This window comes from Bacillus xiapuensis (assembly GCF_002797355.1).
Taxonomy (GTDB): Bacteria; Bacillota; Bacilli; order Bacillales; family Domibacillaceae; genus Bacillus_CE; species Bacillus_CE xiapuensis.
In genome coordinates, this window is the sequence record NZ_KZ454939.1 from 1,485,242 (window position 1) to 1,503,297 (window position 18,056).

An 18,056-nucleotide genomic window follows, 5' to 3' on the forward strand; every position below is an offset into this window, starting at 1 on the left:
TCACTCTTTCCTCTTTTTTTCTTCTGTCTTTTTCCGTTGCATTCAATTAAAAGTCTTGTATTTTCATTGTTTTTTCGTTACATTACTCATGATAGGTCTTTGGACTTACATTTCAGCTATAATAAACCATTTAAAGGGAAAATAGGAGGACGTAAGTATGCTATCAAATTTAAGGCCGAGGGCCACCGCTTCATTACTGGCTCAGTTTGGAACTGATTCATCCGTGGAAGGCAGATTTCAGCAAACACTTGCCTACAATCATTTTAACGCGGAGGATGAACAAAGAATTCGCGATTTATTCGAGAAGATGAAGGAATCGGAAGAGGATATGGTTTCATTGTTCACCTCCTACTTACAGCAATGCCGAGAGCCTCATTCGGTACCGCTCTCCCAGCAGGATATTGCCGGCTACATCCGCCGTTTTTTTACAAAAGCACGCGACGAACGCTATGTTGCTGAATCGCTGGCCTTTTTTTATTTATTGCGAGACAGTCATTATAATCTCGGGAAATTAATCGTCCTTTTCAACCAGTTCAACTTCTATGTTATTACAAACACCGTACATTATCTCGGGTTAAAGCCCTCAACCTGCTTAGAGTATATGCAATCTATCCAAAAAGCAGTTAATATTGATCAGGAGCTGCTGACGGAGAGCTTTTCTGAAAAAATGATGGAGCAAGTGATTGAGGAAATCAGCAGTTTAATGAATCAAACGACCAACATCATGTTTATTAAAGACCTCATTCAGCTTTTGGATAAGCAAAATACAGATATTCAGACAACCACTGCAGCAGCGGACGAAATGACAGTGGCCATCAATGAAGTGGCAGCGGCTGCTTCCTCTGTGTCTGAAAAAACAAATATTTTAGTCGACAGAACGAGCTACAGCCGCCAAGTCATTTCTGAAGCATTGGATGAAATTTTCAATACCGAATCGGTCTTTTTAGAAATTGTAAAGAAGTTTTCTCGCCTGCAATTAAACATTTCGTCCATTGAAGATGTCGTGCAGCTCATTCACGATATTGCTGATCAAACCAATCTTCTCGCCTTAAATGCCTCGATCGAAGCCGCTCGCGCAGGCGAGCATGGCAAGGGCTTTGCTGTTGTGGCGCAAGAAGTGCGCAAATTAGCTGAAAGCACCGTTCATTCGTTAAAGAAAGTAAATGAAAACGTAGCGAGCTTAAAATCCTTCTCCTCCGATGTATCTGATTCCATTGAAGGCGCAGCCTCCGTCATAAAAAAAGCGGTTTCAGAAGCGAAGGATTCACTGCCGCTGCTGACCGAAATTGTAGATACCATCAGCGAGATCAATGAAGATATTAATAGCACAGCAGCCGTGACACAGGAGCAATCCGCAACCATGGATGAAATGGATCATAAAATGCAAGAGATTGCCGGTTTGACCGAGCAAATCCGTCTTTTAGGAGATCGGACAGGCGCAGCGCTTCATAAACTCGGCAAGCAAATGAACCGCTTTAGACTGCATATTGTGGACGATAATACAATCGTTCTGTCCACAGCTGCATTGTTGCTGCTTTCGAAAACCGATCATTATATTTGGAAGTGGCGCATTTATAATATGTTCCTTGGATTGGAAAGCATGACGCCGGATGACGTATCCTCCCATAGCGCTTGCCGCCTTGGCCAATGGTATTGTGCTGAAGCAACGCAACAGAGATTTCAGTCATTTGACAGCTTTCAAAAATTAGAAGCGGTTCATCGTCTCGTACATGAACAAGCGAAACAGGCAGCGTCCTATTATCAGCAAGGTCAGTTAAAGGAAGCGGAAAAAGCGCTTCAATCCCTTGAACAAGCCTCCGACAGCGTCGTCCAGTGTATCGACGACATATTAATTACATTGCAGCCTAATTAGAAAACAAGCAGACTGGACGTCTATCGTTTCCGGTCAAAGTGCAGGCAAAGTGATTCCAGACTTTGCCTGCGCTCTTTTTAAGCGGAAAAACGCAGCGGCTCCGTTCTTGTGCCTGACTAGAATGCCTCATCCGGTTATCCCCGTGCATAAAAGGGTAAAAAAGACTAGCCGCAGCGTATGCGAGGATTGTCAGCACGCTTGGCAGAAGACTTCCGGCTTCTGCTTTTAATTTGACATTTATTTCTCTTTAGATTTAAAGTAAAGGTAGTTTCTCAATAGAAAAACTACCTAATATGAAACCTTTTGGCGAATGTTGCGTATTACAAGTAAAATCCTAATGGAGTGAGTCATATGAGAAATTCTTATTTTATCCTTTTTAGGGCACTGATCGCCATTCCTGCTGCCGGCACAATCGGAGCTATATTATACAGCCAGTTTCATTTCTCTCCTATCGTGACCGGTGCCATTAGCGCAGCGGGTGGAGCGGCACTTTTTTTCGGAATCGGACGCTACGCGAATACCCGTCTATATAAAAAGCATGGAATTACCAGACAGGAATTGACCTTTATCCTGGATAATATGAAGGAGGCGCGCAAGAAGCTCAGCCGGCTGCAAGCGGTGTTTATCCGCGTTCGCAGCATCCGTTCTTTCAAGCAGATGATCGTATTGAACCGCCTGGTTCGGAGAATTTTTTCCATTGTGAAGAAAGAGCCGAAACGTTTTTACGAAGCGGAGTCCTTTTTCTATTCCCATCTGGATTCTGTCGTAGAGCTGGCAGAAAAGTACGCGTATTTAAACACGCAGAAGATTAAAGACGAATCTGTAAAACGCTCATTATTAGAAACGAAAGAAACCTTAGATGATCTATCGCAAACATTGGAAAAAGATTTGCAAAAGGTGTTAGCGAAAGACATTGAACATTTATCCTTCGAACTTGATGTTGCGAAGCATTCTTTAAAAAAACCTGAATTAACTGAGCCTAAGGATGAAAGGAGTATTAAACCATGACCCGTGAAGATAAAGAGAAAGCAACTGCTCTTGCTCATAATCAAATGAATGATCTGGATGATTTACTTGCTGCCCCTTTTGGAGACAGCCTTGCGGAAACCGCTTCACCGGCGGCCGGCTCCTCTGAAAAAAAACTGATTGATGTGCTCCCTGCTGAACATCAGCAAAAAGCCAAGGAATTAGCTCATCAAATTGATCCGGCGAATCATCAGGCTATCATTAGCTATGGCACTTCCGCTCAATCAAAGCTTTCAAGCTTTTCCCACTCGATGCTCGATCATGTGCAGCAAAAGGATATCGGCACGATTGGAGACATTTTGAATGATTTAATGAAGAAGCTGCAATCCGTGAATCCGGATGAGCTGCGTCCCGAGAAGAAAAACATGTTCAGCCGAATTTTTCATAAAGTATCCGGCTCTATTCAAGAGATTCTTTCAAAATACCAAAAGGTCGGCAGCCAAATTGACCGCATCAGCATAAAATTAAGCCACTCCAAAGAAATTCTTCTGGAAGATATTCAGCTTCTCGAACAGCTTTATGAAAAAAACAAAGAGTATTTCCAGGCACTGAATATCTTTATCGCCGCCGGAGAATTAAAGCTGGAAGAGCTGGAAACGAAAACGATACCGGCTCTCCGGCAAAAGGCGCAAGAAAGCGGAGACCAAATGGCGTTTCAAGAAGTGAATGATATGGTTCAATTTGCTAACCGCCTGGAAAAGCGCCTGCACGACTTGAAGTTAAGCCGGCAAATTACAATCCAAAGCGCTCCGCAAATTAGAATGATTCAAAATATGAATCAGGCTCTGGCTGAAAAAATCCAGTCTTCTATTTTGACCGCGATTCCTTTATGGAAAAACCAAGTAGCCATCGCTTTAACTCTTGTCCGCCAAAAGAAAGCGATGGAATCCCAAAAGCAAGTATCACAAACAACCAACGATTTGCTTTTGAAAAACGCTGAAATGCTCAAATCCAATACGATTGAAACAGCTAAAGAAAATGAGCGCGGTTTAGTTGATATTGATACATTGAAGAAAACGCAGTCCAACTTAATTTCTACGCTGGAAGAAACTTTACGGATTCAGCAAGAAGGACGGGCAAAACGAAAACAAGCGGAACAAGAATTAAGCTCGATGGAAAATGAACTGAAGCAAAAACTGATGAATTTAAAGTAAACTTGACAGGCTCCCTAAGGTTCGTATGGCTACATTCAACCTTAGAGGAGCCTGTTGTTTTTTTAAATCGTTCTGGGGTAATATTCCGGCTGGCCAGCGCAAACTTAATAGGCATGCCCCGCTGCCATTATCGGAGTCATGCCTATTGGGTTAATTGATCTGCTGATGCCGTCTTTCTCTATTATAAATAGCGCGGTTAATCAATAATCCTGCTAAGCCGCCGGCAACAGCCGGAAGAATCCATCCCAGTCCCGATGAGAAAAATGGAACCCAAGAAATCGCCTGATTCAAACCGCTGACCGGAAGCTCAAAAGCTTTTAGGCCGTCATGCAGGCAGAAAACAGCTGTCATGGCGACCGCGCCGATATACAGCCCCTTTGGACGGTGAATAAAGGGAGCAATAAACGACAAGATGACGAGCACGATTGCAAATGGATAAATAGTGATCAATACCGGTACAGAAATCGCGATAATCTGTGATAATCCTAAGTTAGCGATCGCGAAACTAATCAATGTCAGCCACATTACCAGCATTCGGTAAGAAAGCTTTGGCCATCTTTCACTGAAGTATTTGGCGCATGCTGATATGAGCCCGATACACGTAGTCAGACAGGCTAATGAGACAATGATGCCGAGCAGCACTTGTCCGCCATTTCCGAATAAAGTTTGCGAGGCCTTTGTTAGGACCGCTCCCCCATTCTCCAATCCTTCGCTTCCTTCCATTTTGGCTCCGATCCATGCTATAGAGATGTAAACGGCCGCTAGGCCAATCCCAGCAATGATTCCTGCTGAAACGGTGGATTTCAGCCGCGTGGATTTATCCATTGCGACGCCGCGGTCTGAAAAGGCAGATACGACCACAATGCCGAAAGCTAAAGCAGCAATTGTGTCCATCGTTAAATAGCCTTCAATAAACCCTGTTATAAAAGGAGTCCGCTGATACTTTTCAGCCGGCGCAGAAAGCGGTGCATCAAAGGTCAAGAAAGCAGCCACGCAAAGAGCGGTGATCGCCAGCAATAAAGCTGGTGTAAGCCATTGCCCGATCCGATCAACCAGCTTGCTCGGGTTCAAACTAAGAAAATACACGACGGCAAAAAACACCGTCATAAACAAAAACAGCCAAAGAGCATTAGGCTCCTCCATAAAAGGCTGCACGCCCATTTCGTAAGCTACGCTTGCTCCGCGCGGAATGCCAAAAAACGGACCGATAGCCAAATACACGATGAGAGCAAAGATCGAGCCAAATAAAGGGTGCACCTGACTGCCGATTGCTGCTACGCCACCTGCAGTCAGTGAAATGGCAATCACCGCTAAAATCGGCAAACTGACGCCCGTAATGACAAAGCCGATAATGGCTGGCCAAAAAGACGTACCCGCCTCCATTCCCAGGAAAGGAGGAAAAATTAAATTACCCGCTCCAAAAAATAAAGCAAAGAGCATTAGTCCGGTAAAGAATATCTCTCTATTTTTCATGGATATTCTCCTCTCGAGATACTCATATGAAGTAAAGGATATCTGAGTGATGAATTCGCCAGGCTCCGACCCAATTCTTTTCCTGGCGCCGAGTTTAATTCTACTTATTTCGATTATTTCTGTCAATTGAATTTTTTGAATTTTTAATATAAAAATAGAAAACGCCTCATATGAGTTTCGCAATGATTGAAATGTGAACAGGATAGAAAAGACCTGTATCAGTCCTTCCTATCCTAAGCTTTTGTATAATAGCTTTTTCAAGAGCGGAAATAAAATGCTGGGCAGCTCCTGAATATTAGAGGTGAAAATACTATATTTACCGTATATATTTTGAACGGTATTCCGCTGGCTCTCCTCCAATTCTCCGTCAGACAGAAAGATATTGATCACCTCAATGCCCAGCTTGCGTGCTTGAAGCACAGCTTCATGCGTATCCATGATGCCATTGCGGTCATAGTCATAGGCGGCTGGCTCACCATCTGAAAAAATGAGTAAAAACTTTTGCTTTTCTGCTCTTTTCTTCAAAATATTTGTCATGAGGCGGATGGCAAAGCCATCTCGATTATCCTCTTCGGCCGTTAATTGCATGATCTCAGGGCCGCTTGCCGCGAGCAAAGAAGTATTAAAGCTAATAACTGTTTGAAAATGGTTGGGCTGCCTTGTATCCGTCGCTTCACTCGTGTCTTCCCAGAAGCCGGTGACTTCATGAGGAACCTTGAGCGATTTTAACGCTTCATGAAATAACACGATTCCGAGCTTCGTCTCTTCCATTTTATCCTTCATTGAAGCTGAACAGTCGACCAGCAAACTGAATACTGCATCCATTTCCTTTGAAGGCTGCTGCTTTTTATAAAAAAGCCGAGGCTGATCATCAACAAAAAAACGCAACAGCTTCTTGTTTAAACGCCCCCAATAAAGATCGTTTTTCGGCTGGTTTTTTTTAAACTCCAGCGTCTTTTCCATTATTCTTTGTAATTTTTTTTGCAGCGGAGCCACAAGAACCTGCTTGTCTTTATAATTCTTCTTATCAAGAGGGTGTGGCCGTTGAACCGGATCAAATACTGGAACAGCAAAGCGGTTTGCCTTGCCGAATACCGGTTCATTTCCGCCGCTTTTTCTTTCATCTTGCAGCTGCTGCGCTTGAAGCTTGGAAAAGTCTTGATGACTTGTTTGCTTTGCTGATCCTTGTGCCATCGCCAGTGCCTGGTCACCCGCCTCTCCTTCTCTGGCTCCGTCTCCCATCAAATTCGTCTTAGTCCCCCTCTCGAGATCAAATTGCATAAAGCTTGTTCCTGGCTCGCTCGTTTCACGATGCCAGGTGCGAAACTCTTCATTGAATATTTCTGCTGTTTCGGATGGATCTGCCTCCAGCTGATCGTCATTTAGGAGCGGGTCCTTTCTTTTCAGATCATGGTACGTAAGCTCTTCTTGCCAATTGCTGCGGTCAGGAAGATGGAAATACTCATTTAACATATCGCATCCGAGCACATAATTCAGTCTCTCAACTATGCGTTCACAGATGGCTGCGGTCGCTTTTGTTGAATCAGCCTCGTAAAAATCGAACGCTTTGCTGACGATAAATGGCATATTTTCATCCAATTTTTCCTTAATAGCCGGCGGATCGATCGGGGCTTCCGCGTTTAATAGTAAGTACAAGAAGGAAAATAGAGCATCCGCTGAAAGGCTTTTGACCAGATTAACCTCCAGCTGGGTTTGAAAATGATGGCGCAGCACTTTTCTTCGCACATGAAACGCCTTCTTCGTGCCGGGACGCAGCTGTTTGACTTTTTCTTCAATCCGCAAATCCTCAGCGAGCACAAACAGCTGTTTGGCAAATGACGGAATAGCTGACTGCTCCGCCTTGCCGGCATATTCTTCAAGCGCCTGATCATCAACAAAACCATTTCCGGCCGCACGCAAAAAGACATCTGACTTGTAACCGTTCCACAAGTCTTCTTGCGGCCTATGATTCCAAAAATGACTGACATAAATAACATGTTCCCGTTTATTCATATAAGAATGCGGACCATATTCGACCTCTATTTCCGGATCCCTTGTTAAGGTTTTAGCCAAATCGGACAGCTGCATAAATAAAAACGAATCGACCGTTTCATCATTGAATTGGATAAAACGTTTCATGTGACCGCCTCACCAAAAATGGTTTCAGCTATATTTAAAACGGCGGCTTGCTCGCGTTCATCTTCAAGTTTATCAACAATAGCCCGCTTAATAGCTCTTAACGGCGGCAAATGCACGGCGAGATCGCAGGCATCGATCAGCGCGCGGACGGAAGCCGCTTCGTCAGACACCTGTCCATTCTTTACCTGCACAATTAAATCTTGTGACAAGTCGGTAAAGCGCTGAATCATCTTCGGATCTTGAAGCATCGATTCTTTCTCCAGAATCTTGCGCAGGGTGGAACCGCTCACGTAATGAACTTCGATGACGATAAACCGGTTTTTTAACGCTTCATTTAACGGAACCGTTCCGATGTAGCCTTCGTTGATTGCAGCGATCACCCCAAAAGAAGGCTTTGCCTCGATCACTTCACTTGTCAATGGATTTGTTATCCTTCGGCGATAATCAAGCACTCCGTTCAAGACAGGCAATGTTTCAGGTTTGGCCATATTAATCTCATCTATATACAGCAAATGTCCGTTCTTCATTGCTTTAACCACAGGACCGGGAACAAAGTCAATACTGTTTTTTCCTTTTTTTTCAACGATCGTTTTATATCCAAGCATAGCTTCCACATCTAAATCAACTGAGCAGTTGATGCTATGCATTGGCTGCGAAAAAATGGCTGATAAGGTTTCGGCCAGCTTCGTTTTGCCGGAACCGGTAGGTCCCTTTAGCAGGATATGCTTGCCTTGCAGCAATGCAATAATAGCATCCTGCAGAATGGAACGATCTTCCGGCTCGTATCCGCCTTCCCCAACCAGCCATTCAGCGTGGTCATTGGTAAACAATTGTTTTCGGTCATTCATTTGCTTTTGCACTTCATCAGGCAGTTCGTTCAGCAGCACATCTATCCTTCCTTTCTTCATCCATTTCAGATGTTAATTCTAACATAATATCTCGATGAATTTGTTTTCACTGCATTAGCTGGTTTGTTTTCAAAACATTTAAAAAACTGATTGCAAAGGCAATCAGTTTTCGTAATCATATATGTACAAGCCTCTCCCTAGCTTGCGGACGCGGGGATGCTCACGTTCAAGCGCGACCATAAAAGTCGTCATGTTCGCAATTTTCTTACCCGTATTCTCCTCAATTTTCCGCTGCAATTCAACGCCGCGAATCGGAGTGTTTTGCGCTTTTAAAATCGTGATCGCCTCATCGCGTAGCTCCTCCAGGTTCTCACTGCGCCGTCCTCTTCGCTTTTTCACCGGCGGATGGCTTCCCACCGTCGTCAAAGCAATCATCTCTTTCTGTTCATGCTTTTGATCTGATTCCGCCAAATCTAATTCCTTCAGACGCTGAAATATTTTCTCGCGCTCCTTATTAAACTCGCGAATAATATTCAGCTCTGAATCAGCCAGCTGTTCCAATCTGATTTTTAAAGCCATTCTCTCATCAAACAATGAAACTCCCCCTAAATAAACTAAAGCAGTTCTGTTATATAAAGCATACCTCTCCACTATTATTTATGCATCGGCGCTTCGCTGTCCATCATATCAGCAAATATTTGTTGTGAGCGCCGCTTATTAAACAATAGAACATGGTGCCACAACCCGGATGAAAACCGGGCGTTCCTTACTTCACTTCCTGAAAATAATCCTTATAAAATCCGGAAATCTTGCCGTGATTATCAACTACGAAAAAGAATTCTTCCGTCTCATTTTTGACATCATATTGCTTTCCCGGTGTCAGTCTGTTTTTGACCATGTATTTTTTTGCATTAGTATGCAAGCATTCTACTTTTTTAAGCGTTGCTTTCTCATGCCACGTAAGATGATTCATAACTTACTCCCTTCCTTTTATTTGCCTGTTATTTTCTTCATGACTACAGGAATGAGCGCATTCATATCATGCGCGCTGAGTGCAGAAGCTCCCCGGTCAGCTGTCCATTCATCGGCGCAAGCGCCGTGCAGAAAGACCGCATTCCCTACGGCTGCCTTAAAGTCAGACGTGCGCATTATGCCAGCCAACAGCATGCCCGTCAGCATATCTCCTGTCCCGCCTTTAGCGAGCGCTTCATTCCCGCTCATATTTATTATACCTGTCCCGTCAGGAAAGGCAATCACTGAATACTGCCCTTTTAATAATACAGTCACTCGCTGTTCACGCGCATATTCAGAGGCCAATTCGATTCGTCTTTTCTGTATAGTTTGCACTGATCCGCCAGTAATCCGTGCGAATTCCCCAGGATGAGGCGTGAGGAGCACATTCGCTTTTCGCTCTTGCAGCCGATAACTTCGTGGACTAAGCGCGCCGGCATCCAAAATCAGGACTCCTTCATGCTGCAAGCATTGTAAAATCGTCCGCTCCAACTGGTCATCAGGCGGCAAGCCACAGCCGATCGCTAGGCCGTCGAAGCGGTCCAGCGGCTCTAATTCTTTGGAAAACTCGTAGGTCGCCTCCGGAGCATGACAGGCGATAATAGCCGCCGCATATTGTGATGTCTGAATCGTCAGCTTTCCAATGCCGCACCGCAATGCTCCAATTGCCGCTAACGCCGCGCTGCCCGGCATTTGATCACTACCGGCGATCAGCAGCCCGTGTCCAAAGCTGCCTTTATGGGCATTGGAAGGGTTAGGCGGCCAGGTCGCTTGCACATCCTCCTTCGTCCATATTCTCCACTTGCTCCATTGAGGCAAACCGATGTCAATCACTGCCGTTTGACCGTAAAATCGTTCAGAAGGGAACAGAAAACGGGACGGTTTGTAACCGTGCAATGCGAAAGTATAATCCGCCTGAAATACTCCTTCATCCGCTTCCCCCGTATTGGCCGTCACGCCTGTCGGTAAGTCAATCGCAATTCTTAAAGCCGTTTGACTGTTCGCCCAGCTTATCACTGTTTTGATCGATTCTGACAGAGGCAGCCGCGTTCGAATTCCTAAAAGACTATCTATAATTACATCATATCTTTTGCTTGGTTGAAACGGCGCTTCCTGAAAGCCCACTTCCCGGAAATAATGCAAATGCTTGAGCGCCTCTTCACTTTGTACTAAGCCGGCAGGAAAGACTAAATCAACCGCATATCCGGCTTGTCTCAAATAGCGGGTCAAAACAATGCCATCACCGCCATTATTGCCTCTTCCGCTTAAAACGAGAATTTGATCCCGCTTGCTGATTAATTCCTTCACTTGATAAAACAGCCCCCGCCCGGCATTCTCCATTAATGTAAATGCCGAAAGCCCTCTATGTATTGCTTGCTCGTCAGCACGCTCAATATCTTGACGGCTGTATAAATACATCTTGCTGCCCCCTTTACTTTACATAATATGATTATAATCTATGTATGATTTATTCTCTTATCATTGTATACTGATCAAAAACTCTTGACAAACGCTATGTTTTTTTCAATTTTATTACTTTTGAATAAGTTACAGCTTTTTTCTTTCAAAATCCGCCATTCACCTGTATAATACATAGAAAATAAAGAATCATTCTTTATCCTGAATTATTCACAGAAATTCAGAAACTTATTATAACTTATGGATTACCAAGCCTTTTCGGCTTTATTGTAATTCATTAAAAAAATGAAAAAAGAATCCATTTCTGTTAAAGTTAAAGTAACCAAACAAAAAGGACTTTTTATATGGTTACTTTAACGCAAAAAACACTTGATTTCAATCATAAAATTAAATTGTCAAATGATGGAGGTTCTCTTTCCTCCGATACAGGTGAGTTTCTTTTTAGAGAATTCGATGAAAAAATTGGTTTTTCAAAGACTTTAGTTAAGTACTTGAGACTTAACGATTCAAGGAAATATTATCTTCATTCAAATGAAAACTTGTTACGTCAAAAAGTCTATCAAATCATTGCCGGGTATGCGGAAGATGATGCGGCTGATCAGTTGACTCATGATCCTGTGTTTAAGGAAATCATTGAAACTCCAACACTTGCTTCCCAGCCCAGTTTGTCTCGCTTTTATACACGATTTGATAAAGATTCAATTGAACAATTAAATCTGGCTAACCAAGAAATGCTTGATAAGATTCATTGTTTTCGACAATCGAAAGAGTTATTTATCGACTTGGATTCGACTCATTCGGATACATATGGGGACCAAGAATCTTCGTCATATAATACTCATTATGGCACGATGGGTTTTCATCCATTAGTCGCCTTTGATGGTGCGACTGGTGACTTTTTGAAAGCACAACTCCGTCCCGGAAATGTTTATACATCAAATGGTGTGGTGGAATTTATTCGGCCTCTCATTAAACATTATAACGAAATGTTTCCGGAAACTACCCTGTTTCTTCGTGGAGATAGCGGGTTTACTGTTCCGGGATTATACGATCTGTGTGAAGAAGAATCTGTTTTGTATATTATTCGGTTGAAATCGAATTCACAACTACAAAGTTTAGCGAAGGAATACCATCCTTCTTCCGCACCTTTAGATGTTTCCAAGACGGAAACCTATTATGAAGAAACGATTTACCAAGCAAAATCATGGTCAAAACCAAGAAGGGTGATTATTCAATTGGTACGTCCTGCAGGTGAGCTGTTCTTTACCCATTCCTTTTTTGTTACTAACTTTGAATTAGCTTTTCCTCAAGATATCGTCCGAGCTTATCAAAAAAGAGGGACGATGGAAAACTATATCAAAGAAGCAAAAAATGGCTTTTACTTTGATCATATGAATAGCCACGCTTTTCTAGTGAACGAAGTAAAAATGATGTTAACACTTCTTGCATATAATTTGACCAATTGGTTACGAACTCTTTGTTTTCCGGAAGGTCAAAAAACTATGCAAATTGATACGATACGTACTCGGTTAATTAAAGCGGCAAGTAAAGTCGTGAAATCAGGTAGATCCCTTTACTTCAAACTATCATCGAGTTTTGTGTATCAAAATTTCTTTTGGGATGTACTGAATCGAATTCAAAAACTACAATTGGAATGACCAATAGAATACTTCTCATAACTGAAAAAAATAAATTTTTCAGTCAAGGGGGAAGTATGCCCAAAATACCAGAGTTGTTCTATTGAAAATTCAGTTATTTTATGAATTGGCTACGGTTCTTAATTAAATACCGTTATGTTCAACTAATTTAACAAATTTTATCAAATGGGATTTGTAGCTATGAATATTTCAGGTTTATTTTTTTAATCCTTGCCATGCGATACTTTGACCAAAATAAGGAGGTTATTTCATGAAGATTATGAGTAATGAAATGCTAGTAGCTGCCTACCGGGATGCCAAGAAGAAAGGTCAAGATCACGATTGGATAAGAATGCTATATAATGAAGTGAAAAAAAGAGGATTAATGCTAAGCAAAAATTAAAATATGAGGTGTGCCGGATTAGGCACACCTTTAATTATGGCTAAAAATGAGGTCTTTGCTGAGGGTTGAACATACTAGGCTGAGCGGCATAGTTTGTCGCCTGCGGCTGCTGAAAGGCGGATTTAACCTGATGTATTTCTTGTGGAAGCGCCTCGCTTGCCGGCTGATAATAATGATGCTGAGTGGCAAATTCATACACGCGGCGCTGCCTTGCTTCATCACCGTTTCTCATTTGTATAAAAGCTTGCCGAAGCTGTTCGTTATCCGTTTGCGAGATGATATTTCCATAGGCGCTCAAGCTGGCGTTAATCGTCGATAGGTAATCATTGATCATTTCTTTTTCGTTTAGCATCTATTGCCCTCCTATTGTAAAAATGAAAGTAGCTTTTGGCAGGAAGCTTTGGCCGCTGCTGCGTCTTGCTGCAGCATTTGCTTTAATTGGACATTTTGTGTTTGCTCAGCAAAAGTTTCAAGTTTTGCCGCGACGGTTTGATGTCCCCCGATTAAATGGCGGATATTCTGTAGCTCCATTTGATTTATAGGCATGTTAGTGCTCCTTTCTGCTTATGGCTTCATCATTATTATGGCAGTACAGCTGTGAAGTATGCACAAAATACAGGGCTGCTTTCAGATGCTTACAAAAGCTGAGTGAATGCCCCAATCCACTAGATAAACGGCAACTTTCATCTTCCCGCAATGCCATACGTTCAGTTCCTGCCCACGGCTCATGGAATTCAGGCTGGATCATGCCAGACTCGCATAAAAAAAGCCAGTCCTTTAACAGGACCGGCCTTCACTCCTTCCATCAACCTTCTAACAGCAGGTCTTCAGGATTTTCAATTAATTCTTTTACAGTTTTCAAGAAGCCTACTGCTTCTTTGCCGTCAATAATTCTATGGTCATATGAAAGAGCCACATACATCATTGGACGGTTTTCAATAGTATCTTTATCGATGGCTACCGGACGTGTCTGGATAGTATGCATGCCCAAAATCCCCGCTTGGCGGCCGTTTAGTATTGGCGTGGACAGCAATGAGCCGAACACACCGCCATTAGTGATCGTAAAGGATCCGCCTTGAAGATCGCTTAGCGCCAATTTATTATCGCGTGCTTTCACTGCCAGGTTATAAATGTCGCTTTCGATTTCCGCGAAGTTTTTGCGGTCGCAATCACGAACAACCGGCACAACTAGACCATCCTCTGTTGAAACAGCTACACCGATATCATAGTACTTTTTCAGAATAAATTCGTTTCCGTCAATTTCTGAATTAACATACGGGTATTTCTTCAGCGCAGCGACGCATGCTTTAGTGAAGAAAGACATAAATCCAAGTCTCACATCATGATCTTCCTGGAACTTCTCTTTTTTGCGTTTGCGAAGATCCATCACAGCTGTCATATCGATTTCATTAAAGGTAGTCAGCATAGCGGCCGTATGCTGAACGTCAACCAATGTTTTCGCAATGGTTTGACGGCGGCGGCTCATGCGTACGCGTTCAACCGGTTTGCTGTCCGCTTGCTTAGATGCTGATGCTGTCTTGGAAGCATCGGCTGGAGCTGTCTTCGGAGCAGCTGGCGCCGGCTGTTTGGAATATGCTTCCACATCCTGCTTGCGAACGCGGCCCATCGGATCCACTGTAGGAACTTCCGTCAGATCAATGCCTTTTTCACGGGCAAGCTTTCTAGCTGCTGGAGAAGCAATCGGACGCTGTTTATTGTCTTCTTGCACTGGAGCCGCTTGCTCGTTCTCCTGCGCTTCTGCCGTTTTTGGCTCTTCCTGCGCTTTTGCTTCTTCTTGTGGAGCTGTTTTTTCTGCTGGAGCTGCTGCCCCCTCCCCTACAACTGCGATGACTTGTCCAACTTCAACGGTGTCGCCTTCTGCTGCTTTTAATTCTTGGATTACACCGGCTTCTTCAGAAATCACTTCCACGTTCACCTTGTCGGTCTCAAGCTCTACGATGTATTCTCCTTTTTCTACATGATCTCCAGGTTGTTTGAGCCATTGTGCAATTGTACCTTCTGTGATTGATTCTGCCAGCTCTGGAACTCTAATTTCAGCCACTATCGTGTCCTCCTCTAAAATGTCTCATCATTAATATATAATATATTTACCATGGTGACGGAAAAGCGAAACAGCATTCAAACAAGTTGAATACAGTCCGCTTTCATCCCCATTGCTTACTTAGTTAACGCTTCGTTTAAAATTCGCTCTTGTTCTTTCTTATGAACCACTGTATCCCCAGCAGAAGGGCTGGAACGGCGGCGGCGGCCAATGTAGCGCACGCGGACACCTTCAGGCGCCACATCTCGAAGTCTTGGATCAATATACGTCCATGCCCCCATATTTTGCGGTTCTTCTTGCAGCCACACCAATTCTTTTACATTTGGATAATGACTTAAAAACTCAGCAATTTCTTCTTTAGGGAAAGGATAGATCTCTTCTACGCGCAATACATGCAGCCAGTCAAGGCCTTCCATTTTGTTGATTTGTTCAGCTACGTCGATCGCCACTTTTCCGCTGCAAAGAACGATTCTTTCCACTTTTTCCGGCTTGTCTCCAAGTCGCGGTTCGGCTGCGACTGGCTTAAATGAACCGGCTGCAAATTCAGAAGCCTTAGACGCTGCTAATGGATGGCGAAGCAAGCTCTTCGGCGTCATGATGACAAGCGGGCGCACCTCTTCTTTTTGCAAAATGGACGCTTGTCTCCGCAGAATATGGAAATACTGAGCGGTGGACGAAAGGTTGGCCACGGTCCAGTTGTTTTCAGCAGCCCCCTGCAAGAAGCGTTCCATTCTTCCGCTTGAATGCTCAGGACCCTGCCCTTCATATCCATGAGGAAGCAGCATAACCAGTCCGGATTTTTGTCCCCATTTTGCTCGGCCTGAAGAAACAAATTGGTCAAACATTACTTGAGCCATATTCGCAAAGTCGCCAAATTGCGCTTCCCAAAGAACCAATGTTTCGGGAGAAAATACATTGTAGCCATATTCATAGCCGACAATGGCCGATTCCGTTAACGGGCTGTTAATGACTACAAAAGAGGAATCCACACCTTCCAAATGATGAAGCGGAATAAATTCTTCGCCTGTCTTTTCATCATGAAGAACAAGATTGCGGTGAGCAAAAGTTCCGCGCTGCGAATCTTGTCCGGTCAAACGAATCGGTGTGCCATCCTTCAAGATGGTGGCAAATGCTAACGCTTCAGCATGGCCCCAGTCAACATTTCCTTCCCTTTCAAATACGTCTTTCCGGCGTTTTAAAATTCGATCCAGCTTTTTAAATACGTTAAAACCTTCCGGCCAGTTTAATAATTCGGTGTTTAGTTTATTCAGTGTTTCAATGTCAACCGCGGTTTCTCCGGAAGGCAGCTCTTTTTCGACAAATTTCGGCGGGTTCATTATGATATCCGGATTGTCATCTTTCTTTGGAACCTTTTCATATATTGCTTTCAGCTTGTTCTCATTATCCTTATACAGTTTGTCTGCCTCTTCTTTCGACAGAACCCCGCGATCGGCAAGCTTGGCTGCATACAGCTCCCGCACAGTCGGATGCTGATGAATTATTTGATACATCATCGGATTAGTGGTCATTGGCTCATCCATTTCATTGTGGCCAAAACGCCGATAACCGATTAAATCAATCACGAAATCTTTGCCGAACAGATTGCGGTACTCAACAGCCATCAGAGCTACAGCTAAGCAAGCTTCCGGATCATCGGCATTGACGTGAACAATCGGCACTTCAAATCCTTTGGCCAAATCAGATGCGTATCGAGTAGAGCGGGAATCATAGCTTTCTGTAGTGAAGCCGATCATATTATTGGCAATAATATGAATAGTTCCCCCTGTCTGATAGCCGGGAACACGGCTCATATTAAATGTTTCGCTGACGATTCCTTGCCCTGGAAACGCGGCATCGCCATGAATCAAAATCGCAAGTGCCGAATCCGTGTTTTGTTCAGGAACCCCCGCTTTGTTCCGATTTTCTTGGGCAGCGCGAGTGTATCCTTCCACAACCGGGGTGACTACTTCAAGGTGGCTCGGGTTATTCGCAAGCGTAATCCGCGTAGTAGCTGCATCTTCTTTAATGCTGCGGTCGGCTCCAAGGTGGTATTTCACATCACCTGTCCAGCCGTATGTAGTCATTTTCATAGAGCCTTCCGGAAGAATGTTTTTGCTTGGCGCATGCTGGAATTCCGCAAAGATCATTTCATATGGCTTGCCAAGAACATGGGCTAAAACGTTAAGACGGCCGCGGTGAGCCATGCCGATATTGATCGTTTTCGCTCCTTTTTCAGTGGAAAGGCGAACCAGTTCATCAAGAAGCGGCACCATGGCGTCTAATCCTTCAATTGAGAAACGCTTCTGTCCTACAAATGTTTTATGAATAAACTTCTCAAAACCCTCTACTTCAGTTAAGCGTTTCAGCAACTGAGCCTTTTGGTCATTTGAAAACGTTGGATAATAGCCAGTGGATTCAATTTGGCTTCTTAGCCACTGCTTTTCTTCTAAATCGTGCACTTGAGCCAATTCAAAAGCTACCTTATCGGTATAGACTTTCTTCAAATGCTGAATGGCATCAAATCCGTCCTTCACATGGGAAGGCGCATCAGGACAAATATATTGCACAGGAACTTTTCTCAAGTCAGCCTCTGTTAAATCATATGTGCTTAATTCGATTCTTCGCGTGTCCTTATTGCGGTCATTTAATGGATTGATGTCTGCAGCCAAATGACCGTAAATCCGGATACTGTCCGCTAGCTTTACAGCGTTGAATAATACTTTTAAATCGCCTGGTGAAGCAGGTGCAGCTGTTTGGCCCCCTTCTGTTCCGGGCTCTTCCACCACAGGGGCACCCCACTCATCAAACATTTGCTTCAATTCAGGATCCACAGATTCCGGATCTTGCAAATATTGCTCATATACTTCCATCACATATCCAAGGTTCGGTCCAAAGAATTTACTCCATGGATTTCCTTGGGCAGTCTGCATGTTCATTCTGAAAAACCTCCAACCATTCGCCCATTAATTTTTACTTTTTCATAATGTTTTAAGACTATCTCCGTCAAGTGA

15 protein-coding genes and 1 pseudogene are annotated in these 18,056 nt (G+C 43.6%); 5 read left to right on the forward strand and 11 right to left on the reverse strand.

Annotated elements, in window-relative coordinates; all coding sequences use genetic code 11:
• Window positions 1-157: 157 nt before the first annotated feature.
• From CEF20_RS07385 to CEF20_RS07395, 3 genes are all read left to right on the forward strand, one after another.
• Entirely contained in the window at window positions 158-1,873 is a 1,716-nt protein-coding gene (locus tag CEF20_RS07385) for a methyl-accepting chemotaxis protein (protein WP_100331198.1), read from the forward strand.
• A 351-nt stretch (window positions 1,874-2,224) separates the two neighbouring features.
• Window positions 2,225-2,881: a 5-bromo-4-chloroindolyl phosphate hydrolysis family protein gene (locus CEF20_RS07390; RefSeq protein ID WP_100331199.1), complete on the forward strand. Its 657-nt coding sequence runs from the start codon at window positions 2,225-2,227 to the stop codon at window positions 2,879-2,881.
• Window positions 2,878-4,053: a toxic anion resistance protein gene (locus CEF20_RS07395; RefSeq protein ID WP_100331200.1), complete on the forward strand. Its 1,176-nt coding sequence runs from the start codon at window positions 2,878-2,880 to the stop codon at window positions 4,051-4,053. The genes CEF20_RS07390 and CEF20_RS07395 overlap by 4 nt, the downstream gene beginning before the upstream one ends.
• Before the next feature lie 150 nt (window positions 4,054-4,203).
• On the opposite strand, the gene brnQ is transcribed toward CEF20_RS07395, so the two are convergent.
• From brnQ to CEF20_RS07425, 6 genes are all read right to left on the reverse strand, one after another.
• Window positions 4,204-5,526: a branched-chain amino acid transport system II carrier protein gene (gene brnQ, locus CEF20_RS07400; RefSeq protein WP_100331201.1), complete on the reverse strand. Its 1,323-nt coding sequence runs from the start codon at window positions 5,524-5,526 to the stop codon at window positions 4,204-4,206.
• A 228-nt stretch (window positions 5,527-5,754) separates the two neighbouring features.
• A complete protein-coding gene (locus CEF20_RS07405) occupies window positions 5,755-7,665 on the reverse strand; it encodes a vWA domain-containing protein (protein WP_100331202.1) in 1,911 nt (636 codons plus the stop codon).
• On the reverse strand, window positions 7,662-8,573 hold the full coding sequence (locus CEF20_RS07410) for an ATP-binding protein (RefSeq protein ID WP_100331203.1): 912 nt from the start codon (window positions 8,571-8,573) through the stop codon (window positions 7,662-7,664). Before CEF20_RS07410 ends, CEF20_RS07405 begins: the two co-directional genes overlap by 4 nt.
• 102 nt (window positions 8,574-8,675) lie before the next feature.
• Window positions 8,676-9,107, reverse strand: coding sequence for a Rok-like winged helix domain-containing protein (locus CEF20_RS07415; protein WP_100331204.1), 432 nt, complete (start codon window positions 9,105-9,107; stop codon window positions 8,676-8,678).
• A gap of 172 nt (window positions 9,108-9,279) precedes the next feature.
• Complete coding sequence (locus CEF20_RS07420) at window positions 9,280-9,486, reverse strand: DUF6501 family protein (protein WP_100331205.1); 207 nt, start codon at window positions 9,484-9,486, stop codon at window positions 9,280-9,282.
• 17 nt (window positions 9,487-9,503) lie between these two features.
• Window positions 9,504-10,943: an NAD(P)H-hydrate dehydratase gene (locus tag CEF20_RS07425; RefSeq protein WP_100331206.1), complete on the reverse strand. Its 1,440-nt coding sequence runs from the start codon at window positions 10,941-10,943 to the stop codon at window positions 9,504-9,506.
• Between the two features lie 344 nt (window positions 10,944-11,287).
• On the opposite strand from CEF20_RS07425, the gene CEF20_RS07430 reads away from it, so the two are divergent.
• Both CEF20_RS07430 and sda read left to right on the forward strand, forming a co-directional pair.
• Window positions 11,288-12,601 carry an IS1380-like element ISBco1 family transposase gene (locus tag CEF20_RS07430; protein ID WP_100331207.1) on the forward strand — a complete coding sequence of 438 codons (1,314 nt, stop codon included), beginning with the start codon at window positions 11,288-11,290 and terminating at the stop codon, window positions 12,599-12,601.
• A 250-nt stretch (window positions 12,602-12,851) separates the two neighbouring features.
• The gene (gene sda, locus CEF20_RS07435; protein WP_100331208.1) at window positions 12,852-12,983 is read left to right on the forward strand and encodes a sporulation histidine kinase inhibitor Sda; all 132 of its coding nucleotides are present in this window, start codon (window positions 12,852-12,854) and stop codon (window positions 12,981-12,983) included.
• A gap of 118 nt (window positions 12,984-13,101) precedes the next feature.
• On the opposite strand, the pseudogene CEF20_RS07440 reads toward sda, so the two are convergent.
• From CEF20_RS07440 to CEF20_RS07455, 5 genes and pseudogenes are all read right to left on the reverse strand, one after another.
• Window positions 13,102-13,335 (reverse strand): annotated as a pseudogene (locus CEF20_RS07440) (spore coat protein); the annotation flags it as partial.
• 11 nt (window positions 13,336-13,346) lie between these two features.
• The gene (locus CEF20_RS07445) at window positions 13,347-13,529 is read right to left on the reverse strand and encodes a DUF1657 domain-containing protein (protein WP_100331210.1); all 183 of its coding nucleotides are present in this window, start codon (window positions 13,527-13,529) and stop codon (window positions 13,347-13,349) included.
• A gap of 1 nt (window position 13,530) precedes the next feature.
• Entirely contained in the window at window positions 13,531-13,731 is a 201-nt protein-coding gene (locus CEF20_RS17055; protein ID WP_232713396.1) for a hypothetical protein, read from the reverse strand.
• Between the two features lie 57 nt (window positions 13,732-13,788).
• Window positions 13,789-15,045, reverse strand: a complete 1,257-nt coding sequence (gene odhB / locus CEF20_RS07450; RefSeq protein WP_100331211.1) for a 2-oxoglutarate dehydrogenase complex dihydrolipoyllysine-residue succinyltransferase — start codon at window positions 15,043-15,045, stop codon at window positions 13,789-13,791.
• Window positions 15,046-15,161: 116 nt separating this feature from the next.
• Window positions 15,162-17,981 (reverse strand): 2-oxoglutarate dehydrogenase E1 component, encoded by a 2,820-nt coding sequence (locus tag CEF20_RS07455; protein ID WP_100331212.1) that lies wholly within the window; start codon window positions 17,979-17,981, stop codon window positions 15,162-15,164.
• Window positions 17,982-18,056 lie beyond the last annotated feature (75 nt).

What these genes read in the sequence shown, in the direction of transcription:
- CEF20_RS07385 (WP_100331198.1), top strand. Translation starts at nt 158, where the DNA reads ATGCTATCAAATTTAAGGCCGAGGGCCACCGCTTCATTACTGGCTCAG.
- CEF20_RS07390 (WP_100331199.1), top strand. Translation starts at nt 2,225, where the DNA reads ATGAGAAATTCTTATTTTATCCTTTTTAGGGCACTGATCGCCATTCCT.
- CEF20_RS07395 (WP_100331200.1), top strand. Translation starts at nt 2,878, where the DNA reads ATGACCCGTGAAGATAAAGAGAAAGCAACTGCTCTTGCTCATAATCAA.
- brnQ (WP_100331201.1), bottom strand. Translation starts at nt 5,526, where the DNA reads ATGAAAAATAGAGAGATATTCTTTACCGGACTAATGCTCTTTGCTTTA.
- CEF20_RS07405 (WP_100331202.1), bottom strand. Translation starts at nt 7,665, where the DNA reads ATGAAACGTTTTATCCAATTCAATGATGAAACGGTCGATTCGTTTTTA.
- CEF20_RS07410 (WP_100331203.1), bottom strand. Translation starts at nt 8,573, where the DNA reads ATGAAGAAAGGAAGGATAGATGTGCTGCTGAACGAACTGCCTGATGAA.
- CEF20_RS07420 (WP_100331205.1), bottom strand. Translation starts at nt 9,486, where the DNA reads ATGAATCATCTTACGTGGCATGAGAAAGCAACGCTTAAAAAAGTAGAA.
- CEF20_RS07425 (WP_100331206.1), bottom strand. Translation starts at nt 10,943, where the DNA reads ATGTATTTATACAGCCGTCAAGATATTGAGCGTGCTGACGAGCAAGCA.
- CEF20_RS07430 (WP_100331207.1), top strand. Translation starts at nt 11,288, where the DNA reads ATGGTTACTTTAACGCAAAAAACACTTGATTTCAATCATAAAATTAAA.
- sda (WP_100331208.1), top strand. Translation starts at nt 12,852, where the DNA reads ATGAAGATTATGAGTAATGAAATGCTAGTAGCTGCCTACCGGGATGCC.
- CEF20_RS07445 (WP_100331210.1), bottom strand. Translation starts at nt 13,529, where the DNA reads ATGCCTATAAATCAAATGGAGCTACAGAATATCCGCCATTTAATCGGG.
- CEF20_RS17055 (WP_232713396.1), bottom strand. Translation starts at nt 13,731, where the DNA reads ATGATCCAGCCTGAATTCCATGAGCCGTGGGCAGGAACTGAACGTATG.
- CEF20_RS07455 (WP_100331212.1), bottom strand. Translation starts at nt 17,981, where the DNA reads ATGAACATGCAGACTGCCCAAGGAAATCCATGGAGTAAATTCTTTGGA.